The 9,725-nt window shown below is 52.1% G+C and carries 7 protein-coding genes and 1 rRNA gene; 4 read left to right on the top strand and 4 right to left on the bottom strand.

The annotated features are described in order from the left end of the window. The first annotated feature begins 151 nt into the window (after positions 1–151). From rrf to C5Y83_RS04040, 3 genes are all read left to right on the top strand, one after another. A 5S ribosomal RNA gene (rrf, locus tag C5Y83_RS04050) occupies positions 152–260 on the top strand. Between the two features lie 113 nt (positions 261–373). Next, positions 374–784, top strand: a complete 411-nt coding sequence (locus C5Y83_RS04045; protein WP_146117616.1) for a hypothetical protein — start codon at positions 374–376, stop codon at positions 782–784. A 44-nt stretch (positions 785–828) separates the two neighbouring features. Continuing rightward, positions 829–3,084, top strand: coding sequence for a type ISP restriction/modification enzyme (locus C5Y83_RS04040; protein ID WP_146117615.1), 2,256 nt, complete (start codon positions 829–831; stop codon positions 3,082–3,084). Here the strand turns inward: C5Y83_RS04040 and acs are convergent. From acs to C5Y83_RS04025, 3 genes are all read right to left on the bottom strand, one after another. After that, positions 3,081–5,036, bottom strand: a complete 1,956-nt coding sequence (acs, locus tag C5Y83_RS04035; protein ID WP_105328348.1) for an acetate--CoA ligase — start codon at positions 5,034–5,036, stop codon at positions 3,081–3,083. The two genes, C5Y83_RS04040 and acs, sit on opposite strands and share 4 nt — an antisense overlap. A 114-nt stretch (positions 5,037–5,150) precedes the next feature. Next, positions 5,151–6,419: a DUF6807 family protein gene (locus tag C5Y83_RS04030; RefSeq protein WP_158262225.1), complete on the bottom strand. Its 1,269-nt coding sequence runs from the start codon at positions 6,417–6,419 to the stop codon at positions 5,151–5,153. A gap of 140 nt (positions 6,420–6,559) precedes the next feature. Next, positions 6,560–7,360, bottom strand: a complete 801-nt coding sequence (locus C5Y83_RS04025) for a polyprenol monophosphomannose synthase (protein WP_233207078.1) — start codon at positions 7,358–7,360, stop codon at positions 6,560–6,562. Positions 7,361–7,478: 118 nt separating this feature from the next. On the opposite strand from C5Y83_RS04025, the gene C5Y83_RS04020 reads away from it, so the two are divergent. Next, complete coding sequence (locus tag C5Y83_RS04020; protein ID WP_158262224.1) at positions 7,479–8,759, top strand: MFS transporter; 1,281 nt, start codon at positions 7,479–7,481, stop codon at positions 8,757–8,759. On the opposite strand, the gene C5Y83_RS04015 is transcribed toward C5Y83_RS04020, so the two are convergent. Continuing rightward, positions 8,756–9,700: an SDR family oxidoreductase gene (locus tag C5Y83_RS04015; RefSeq protein WP_105328345.1), complete on the bottom strand. Its 945-nt coding sequence runs from the start codon at positions 9,698–9,700 to the stop codon at positions 8,756–8,758. The genes C5Y83_RS04020 and C5Y83_RS04015 overlap by 4 nt on opposite strands. Positions 9,701–9,725 lie beyond the last annotated feature (25 nt).

The raw sequence follows: 9,725 nt of genomic DNA, 5'->3' as shown, positions 1-9,725 counted from the left end.
GCTCTTTAGCGAGAGCAGCTGTGAACAACAGCCTGAATTACGAGTAACGATTCAAGATTCTCGAAAATCGTCGACTTGTGCGACACACACAAAATAAGATCTACCAATCCAAATTGAGCTTCGTGAGGCCCTCACGTTTCACGAAGTTCCTTCCGGTGACCATATGGTTGTGGAAACACCTGTTCCCATTCCGAACACAGCAGTTAAGCACAACCAGCCGATGATAGTGCCCACCAGTGCGAAAGTAGGTATCGCCGGATTCATTTAATCAAAACAAGCCCCAGCTTATCAAAGCGGGGCTTTTTTGTTGCGCCCTTGGTAAGTAAAACAAGGACTCGTTGCATTAGTCCTCGCCCTAACCAGGTATTACACCTTGGCTACTTCTCAAATGTTCGGCCGGTCTCGTCGACGACAACTTCGTCGCGGCGCCGTCTCCCCGCTTCTCTTAGCCACAGCCGCAGTGAGTGGTCTGTTGGTCGTCAGCTGTTTGATCTGTGCCGGGATTACCTATATAGGCATCAATCATCAGATCGCTAATCAGCTGAAAGAAAAGTACGGTGATAATGCCGTCGTGAAAGAGCATTTCGGCGAGATCCAGTCTGCCTGGATTAATGCTGACGACAGCAAAGCCATTCAGCAGAAAGAAGCGTTTGAGAAGTACATCGTGTATGACGTTCGCGGAAGCAAGGCGGATGGGCAGCTAATCATTGAGCAAGGCGAGCAAGACAATCTTGTAGGCAACAAAGGACTTCTTCGCATTGGCGAGGAGGACTTTGAACTCTAGTCAATTGTCATTCACCTTTCTTTAGCGAGATGAGTGTGCCGACGGTGAGTATAAGCTCCAGTGCCTATCGCTTCGAATCGGAACTAGCTCGTCTCTCTCCGCGACAACGACGCGAACATGGGGTTTTCTACACTCCGTGGGAAGTTGCCAAAGCAATTGTACGCCAGGTCGATCGACGTCTAAAGTTCGACTTCAACTTACGTCTTGGCTTGGCAGATCAGTTGACATGGAAATCCGCCTTTCTGGACGGCGTTACTCTGCCTGACGGCGTAGATCCTGATGATTTGGTTGTTCGCATTCTTGAGCCTTCGGCAGGTTCCGGCGTTTTTCTGGTCGCAGCATTGAGCCAGATGTATCTAAACCTCTCGAAAGATCATTTGGCGAACGGTGGCAACGAGAATTCATTCCAAAAATGCTGGCAGGCATTTGCCGAAGAAGATTTGCCACACCGCTTACATGCAATTGAATTGCTTTCCGATGCCATCCCCCCCGCAAGAGAAACCATCGGCCAATTTTTTGCAGCGACCGGACTGTCACAGGATGCTTCGAAATTCGTACGAATCCATTGTGGGAATGCGTTGGATCCGAAGGTCCATTCCAAGTTGGGGCCGCCCGCCACGGTTGTGCTGGGTAATCCTCCTTATGCAGCCGCATCTTCCAACAACGGTGCCTGGATCAAGCAACTCCTCCGTGGAACGGTTGACGGCAAAAAACGCTTTCGCAATTACTTTGAAGTCACAGGCCAGCCACTCAATGAGCGTAAACTTTGGCTTCACGACGACTACGTCAAATTTCTTAGAATCTCGCAATGGCACCTAGAGCGATCCGGCTTGGGCGTGATTGGCTTGGTTACCAACCATGGTTTCCTCGATAACGTTACCTTCCGCGGGCTACGTTATCAGTTGGCTGACCAATTTGATCGAATCGATATTCTCGATCTCAACGGAAACTCGAAAAAGCGTGGGGCGACCTCGCGACTATCTCGCGACGAAAGTGTTTTTGACATCGGCCAAGGTGTGGCGATCGCAGTTCTTAGCCAGTCACCTAAACCAATGCGGAAAGCTATTCACTTTGGTGAATTATGGGGGCCGAGAGCAGGTAAACTCGCTCGTCTTACCGACTCAAACTGGGAGGAACTCACGAACCAAGAACTAAGCCCCAGTTCTCCTCACTACTTTTTTGTTCCACGTCAGCTGGCGACATCGAAGGAGTATCAACAGGGAATCTCGATCACCGAATTGATTCCCCAATCTACGTCGACCATTGTCACTGCCCGGGATTCCATTGTTATCGATACCGACCGCGAACGCCTTATGAAACGTATTGAGGAGTTTTGTGATTCGCGAATTAGCGACGACCAATTGCGAGCAAAGTTCTTTCCGCGACCTCGCAGCGGCAAGTATCTGCCTGGGGATACACGTGGATGGAAGCTTCCAAAAGCACGAGAAATGCTTCGCCGAGATTGCGAGTGGAAGAAAAAGATTGCCAGGTGTGCTTATCGCCCATTTGACTCTCGCTGGATCTACTGGTCACCAGAAATGATTGACTGGCCACGTGGCGAAGTCATGCAAGCGATGCAGGAAGCTGGGGCATTAGCACTGATTGTTCGTCGCCAAATGCCGCCGGAACGTGCCTGTAATTTTTTCCTGGCTACGAATGAGTTAACAGTTGATGGAATTCTAAGAAGTGACAATCGGGGCAATGAAACGCTTCTTCCAGTAACGATTAAGGGCCAGGAGAACCTTTGTCGAGAGCGATTACCGTCGCATTTGGCTGATTCCGAAGTTCACGCCATTTTTGCCTACTTGTATGCCCTATTTCACGCCAGCGAATATCGTACGCACTTCGCCGAGTCCTTGCGTCTTGATTACCCGCGTGTTTTCTTTCCTGAAGCGAAACAAACCTTCGATCTTTTCGCAAAGCTAGGTGACACGCTGCTAAAAACTCATCTACGGTCTTCGCCGCAGCACGATCTTCCGGTAGCGGGCCCGTTGCCGCCGGTTGCCTCAGGCCATCCGAAATGGAAGGATGACTTAGTGTGGATCGACCGGAAGACACCGCTCACGGAAGTCCGTGAATCTGAATGGCTATTTCATATTGGAAGCCATCAAGTATTGAGAAAATGGCTCAAAGATCGAAGGCATACGACATTAACTACAGACGAGGTTCGTAGCTATTTAGGTATCGTCGACGCGATTCGAGAAACACGTGTAATCGTTGGCAAGATCGATGACGCCATAAAAAAGCTCGGTGGGTTACACCGAGCTTTAAGCATTGCACGCGTTGATTCGCCGACTTAGTCGTTGTCGCGCAGCTTCGCCAAAACGGAATAGTCTTCTAGCGTTGTCGTATCACCGACTTCTTCCTTGCCGGAAGCAATATCACGAAGCAGACGCCGCATGATCTTGCCGCTACGTGTCTTCGGCAAGATTGAAGTGAAGCGGATGTCGTCCGGCACCGCCAAAGCACCAATTTCTTTGCGGACGTGCTGCTTGAGAATTTCACGGGCTTCTTCGCTCGCTTCTGTATTCTTAAGCGTCACAAAGGCGGCAATTGCTTCCCCTTTGATGTCGTGTGGACGACCAACGACGGCAGCCTCAGCGACTAACGGATGCGAAACCAACGCACTTTCGACTTCGATCGTGCTGAGGCGATGGCCTGCCACGTTGATCACATCATCGATACGCCCCATGATCCAGTAATAGCCATCCTCATCGCAACGAGCGTTGTCGCCAGCGAGATACTTACCGGGAACGCGTGACCAATAGGTATCTTTGAAGCGCTCGCGATCGCCCCACACCCCCCGGAGCATGCCAGGCCATGGCTGAGTGATTGTCAGCATTCCGCCTTGATTCGTCCCGACTTCCTCTAGCTCGGCGTCATAAATGCCGGGCACAATGCCAAACAATGGACGGGTACAGCTGCCAGGCTTAGTCGCGATGGCCCCAGGCATCGGGGACATCATGATTCCCCCCGTTTCCGTTTGCCACCACGTATCGACGATTGGGCAACGTTCTCCGCCAATCTTTTTGTGGTACCACATCCAAGCTTCCGGGTTGATCCCTTCGCCCACCGTGCCCAGAAGTCGTAAGCTCGATAGATCGTGCTTATCAACCCACTCGTCTCCCCACTTAATAAAGGCGCGAATCGCCGTGGGAGCGGTGTACATGATTGTGACTTTGTACTTCTCAATGATTTCCCAGAAACGCCCTTCGTCAGGGAAGTTTGGGGCTCCCTCGTACATCACACAGGTCGCACCTGCTGAGAACGGCCCATAAACGACATAGCTGTGACCAGTAATCCAACCACAGTCGGCCGTGCACCAGTAGACGTCATCTTCGCGATGATCGAAGACCCATTCAAAGGTCTTCTTGGCGTAAAGGTTGTAACCAGCGGTCGTGTGCAAAATACCTTTTGGTTTTCCGGTCGAACCACTGGTATACAGAATAAACAGCGGTGTTTCGCTATCGAGCGGCGTTGCATCACACTCCGACGAAGCACCGTCTAAGAGTTCGTGCCACCAAACATCGCGTTCAGGCTTCATCTCGACATCGTTGCCAACCCGTTTGAGCACAACACATTTCTCGATCGTGCTAGACTTTTCGAGGGCTTCGTCAACGATCGCTTTCAAGTGCAGTTCTTTACCACGCCGCCAACCAGCATCGGCGGTGACGATAACTTTCGCTTGAGCATCGTTATTACGATCAGCAATCGATTCGGCGGAGAAGCCTGCGAAGATCACCGAGTGGATCGCACCGATACGAGCACATGCCAACATCGCGATGGCTAACTCGGGGACCATCGGCATGTAGAGCGAAACACGATCCCCGTGTTCCACGCCAAGTCCCTTGAGGACATTGGCGAACTTGCAGACTTCAGCGTGAAGTTCTTTATAGGTCAAAGTACGTTGATCACCAGGTTCACCTTCCCAGATGATGGCGGTCTTGTCAGCGGTCGGCGTACCCAAGTGGCGATCGAGGCAGTTGTAACTAACGTTCGTCTTGCCGCCGACGAACCACTTCGCATCCGGGCAATTCCACTCGAGAACTTCGCTATATGGCTCAAACCAATGCAGCTCTTCTTTCGCAAACTTGTCCCAGAAAGCTGGTAGGTCTGCCTTTGCTTCGTTCCAGAGTTTCTCGTACTCTTCAACCGATTTGACCCGGGCCTTCGATGCAAAGTCCTGGCTCGGCGGAAAGAGCCGCGACTCGCGCATCACGTTATCAATTTGCCCGGTTTTCCCATCCGACATGAATCGCACATCCTAAAAGGGTTATTAACGATGGAGTATTTACCATTGGGGTGAAAAGGCGATTTTAGGGAGGCCAAACCAAGGTGTCAACGAAGGCAACGGTCCCCCAAACACCTACGATTTCGTGCTCATCTCGACTGTCACCTTGGGAGGATTGACGAAGTCGTTTCGCAGTTGTTGGATCTGCTTTACATTCAGTTCGCCTGGCTCAAGCCACAATCGATAGTGCAGATCTAGCGGCTCTTCCTTGGATACGTGCGTTGCGAAATACGAACCAAAACGGCCATAGTCACGTTCACTGAAACGAGCTGGCTTCGGGTTCTCAGGGGAGTCTAAGTAGCAGCATGTATAACGCTGGTCGAATGCCACAAAGCTTAGCGCGTTGAATTCGAGATCGATATGATCCTTGTTGTTCGGCCAATTTCGGAACTTGCCCGGTTCACCTTTTCCATCGGGACGGACGTAGTAGGTTTGCTTGGCAGTCTTGTCAGGTACATGCTGCGTCGCGCGATATTGGAAACCAGCGTGTTGCGGGTCACCATCCAATTTCAAGTTGTCTGCCTTAGCGGCTAATTGTGATGCGAAGTCGATAACTTGAACCCCATCGACATGGTAAACCGACATCTCACGCAGTTCAGTCGCAAACACTTGACCGTCTTGGCCATTCCAATCCACCTCAACGATCTGGCGGGCAAAGACTGGCCCTACTTCTTCTCGCACGAACTTCTCGTGGGTTTGGCTTTCCTTCTTGTGGCAATGCCAAACATCGGCTGACTTTTTTTGACCGTCTTGTTCATAGCTGATGCGGTTAAAACCGTAAAAGACCCCACGGTGGTGCTGGAACAGTCCACCAGGCCCTTTCGTTAAAAGGTGCTCACCTTTGGGGTCGTAGAGATGATGATAGACCTTCATCGTCTCGTGACGCCGTTCTTCGTTGGTGGTGTCGACCGCTTCATACATGTACCGCATCACGGGCCGATCGCCGTAAAGCAAGTCCTTGTGCTTGCCTGATTCGTCGACGAATTGAAATTGTGTGAGTTCTTCAGAGTCTTCAGCGATCGAAACCACGAACTCGCGTTCTGGACCGACAACCGCCGCGGGAAGTACAAAGTGAACTTCCCGGGCGAGCGGATCATCAAAATGTCGCCCGAGTCCAGGGCCGGTAATTTGCGCGATGATCGGCTCAATACCCTCAGCGCTAAGCTTAACGACTTTGATGTCGGCAAACTCTTTTGGAACGGTGACGTCGACCTTCAGTGGCAACGCACGTTGCGCATCCCCTTGATCGGCGACTTTCAAATGAAACGGTTCGGCCGCTTCAGCACGAGGGCCAATTAATACACAAAGACCGAGAACGAGGAGGGCGGGACGAGCCAGAAACATGTCGGGCTTCCTTATGACAATGGAGGGCGGGAGCAAGTCCGATCCTTCCATCATACGCCCGTAAAGACTCACAAACCACTAGTGCGATGTTTTGCGCGAGAATTCGCCATAGAGCGCTAACACACACCTCAGCCGGAGGGCTAGGCGCGAAACCAGACCTTCATCCCAAGCCGGAAGATTGTGCCAACCGCGACCATTGCCTTTTGAAGGCTGATCTTCGAGGCACCATATTGTCGTTCGACAAACGTGAAAGGAACCTCGACAAACTGAGCTCCTTCCCGCTTGAGGTGATACAAGATTTCCTCGAAGAACGAGTACCCTTGACTCAGGAATGAATCGAAGTCGACTTGTTTGAGGAGCTTAACGGGGTAAGCTCGGAACGATCCGCTACAGTCTGCCATCGGCAACCACAGTAGCCAACGCGTATAGAAATTGATCGCCTTACTCATCATGTGCCGCTTCCAAGGCCAGCCCTGAATGCCCCCACCTTTGATGTATCGAGAACCGATCACCACGGTCGCTCCAGGATCATTTTCTTCCCACGCTTCCAGAAATAGCGGGATCATCTCAGGAGGATGGCTGAGGTCGGCGTCTAAGTTGACCATTACCTCGTAGTCGTGCGCGACCGCGTATTTCATCGCGGCGATGATTGCTGAACCCAAGCCCGGCTTTCCCTGTCGGTGCAAGCAGTGGATGTGCGGATTAACCTTTGCTTCCTGCAGGCACCAATCACCGGTCCCATCAGGGGAACCATCGTCGATAACGAGCAGATCAACATTTGGCAAGGTGTCCGCTAACCTTTCGACGAAGATCGGGAGATTGTCGATCTCGTTGTAGGTCGCCACGGCAATCAACACCCGTCCAGTCTTTGGGGAGAGATGTTCCCCGCTAGAGGTTTGATTACGTCGGATCTGTTCGGTTTTGTCAGCGATTTTATTCATTGGCTACTAAAAATATCGGCCCCAACCGGGGCGTTTGCAAGGGGCAGAAGACTTCCCCATGCATTGGGCATATACTTCAATCCTAACTGCTAACGCCGCAAATCCGAGATGGAGTGTCATGAATTCCGCCGTCATCGCGTCTGACGAGACGTCGATCGAGCCGCAAATCGCTTATGGCCGAGAGTTCTGGCTGGCCTATTTTGCTCATACGGCGCTCATTGTCTGCAACAGCTCTCTCTTCCGTTATTTCGATTTCGTCTCCTTCCTGGGAGGGGACGAGTATGATTTGGGCTTAATTACCGGCTTCGGCATGGCAGGCGCCGTTCTCGCTAGGTTCGCTCAAGGAGCTCTCATCGATCGAGTCGGCCCACGCAGTGTTTGGCTAGGTTCCCTTATCTTGCTAATCGTGGCCTTACTGGGACACTTCTTGGTCACCACCATCCACAGTCCGCTTATTTACGGTCTGCGGCTCTGCTACATGATCGGATTAGCAGGGGCCTTTGGCGCCTCGATTACTTCGATCTCGCTTAAAGCACCTAAGGGGCGAAGCACCGAACTCATTGGGGTACTTGGTTCCTCGGGATTTATCGGCTTGGGAATTGGGCCCGTCCTGGGAGATATGATTTTTTCCGAAAGTACTCCCGTCGAAACGAAGATTCATCTGATGTTTCTCGTCGCGTTGTTGGCTGGTGGGGTGGCCTTCGTTCTGACATTTTTCGCCACGTGGGGCGAGCGACCTCGACCGACCGGACACCACCCTTCCCTGTTCCGATTGATCCGACAATACCACCCTGGCTGGATGCTTGTGATGGCCTTTGCAATGGGGATGGGTGTGGTCTTTCCTCAAATCTTCCTTCGCGGTTACGCAAAAGAAGTCGGCATCGCGAATATCGGCTCATTCTTTCTAGTTTATGCGATCACCGCATTTTCGTTTCGACTCATGACGCGTAAGTTACCGGAACAAATCGGCGTGAAGACGGCGGCTACGATTGGCATTTTGATTTTGGCGACGAGCTTGATGTTCTACCTCGTCGTCCATAACCCGTGGTTGCTGCCGATTCCTGCGGTGCTAGGGGGAATTGCTCACGCGCTAATCTTCCCGGCAATCATCGGTGGGGGAAGCATTGCGTTTCCCAAGAAGTACCGTGGCACCGGGACGAACTTGATGCTGGTGCTGGTCGACAGCGGGGGCTTGATTGGCCAACCTCTAATTGGGGCGATGATCGCTGGATGCCGAACGGTCGAATTGCCGGCTTATCCTGTGACGTTTGTCTCCATCGGAATAATCTTGTCGACCATCGCGTTGCTGAACCAACGCTTCGCAAAGCCAGTTATCGCCCAAGAGGACGAACTGCACGAAGTCGAAGAACGATCGATGTGCGTCAACGAGAACATCTAAGCTCGCTGTAGAGCCAGTTTGCGATAATACTCGACCGATCGCTTCAAGCCCTCTTCGAAGTCGACTTCGACTTCGTATTTCAGCAGCTGGGTTGCCAAGGTGTTGTCGGCCATGCTGTCCCGCACATCGCCTGCGCGAGGTGGATCGTGCTTGGCTTGAATATCGGTCCCCAGTTGTTCGTTAAGCAGCTTCAACAACGTCAGCAGCGAAGTACTTTTTCCGTTGGCGACGTTGATGATTTTTCCCGCTACGTTCTCAGCGGATGCTGCCGCCAAGTTTGCATTGACAATGTTCTTCACGTAGGTGAAGTCGCGAGACTGATGTCCATCTCCATAAACGACCGGCTGTTGCCCTTTGAGCAGTAACGTCAGAAAAATCGGAATCACGGCCGAGTAGGGACTGTCTGGATCTTGTCGAGGTCCGAAGACGTTGAAGTAGCGCAGGCCAACAGTTTCTAGACCGTAGGTATGATAGAAAGCTTGGCAGTAATACTCTCCGGCAAGTTTTGCGACGGCGTAGGGCGACAAAGGAGCGGGTAAATCGGTCTCTCTTTTCGCCAGAAACGGCTGGTCGCCATACGCACTACTGGACGCCGCATAGACAACGCGTTTCACGCCAGCTTTTCGTGCCTCGTTCAGAACAGTCAGGGTTCCCGTCACGCAATGCAAGTTGGTATCAAGGGGGCGTTCCACACTCAGCGGAACCGACGCAAGTGCTGCTTCGTGAAAAACGTACTCGACGCCCGAGAGTGCTGCCGCTAATTGCTCGCCATTGGTGATGCAGCCTTCGATGAAGGTGGCATTTTTATGCTGCGCGACGTTCTCGGTGCTCCCTGTGCTTAGGTTATCGTAGATGACGACTTCGTCGCCGCGCGCTAGTAAGCCATCAACAATATGAGAACCGATAAAACCGGCACCACCGGTAACGAGATATTTAGCCATGACGTTTCGCTTCGCGGTTTAGGGA

It is taken from the genome of Blastopirellula marina (genome assembly GCF_002967765.1).
In the GTDB taxonomy this organism is placed as follows: Bacteria; Planctomycetota; Planctomycetia; order Pirellulales; family Pirellulaceae; genus Bremerella; species Bremerella marina_A.
The sequence above is the reverse complement of the archived record's forward strand: the minus strand, read 5'-3'. Positions and strand labels throughout refer to the sequence as shown.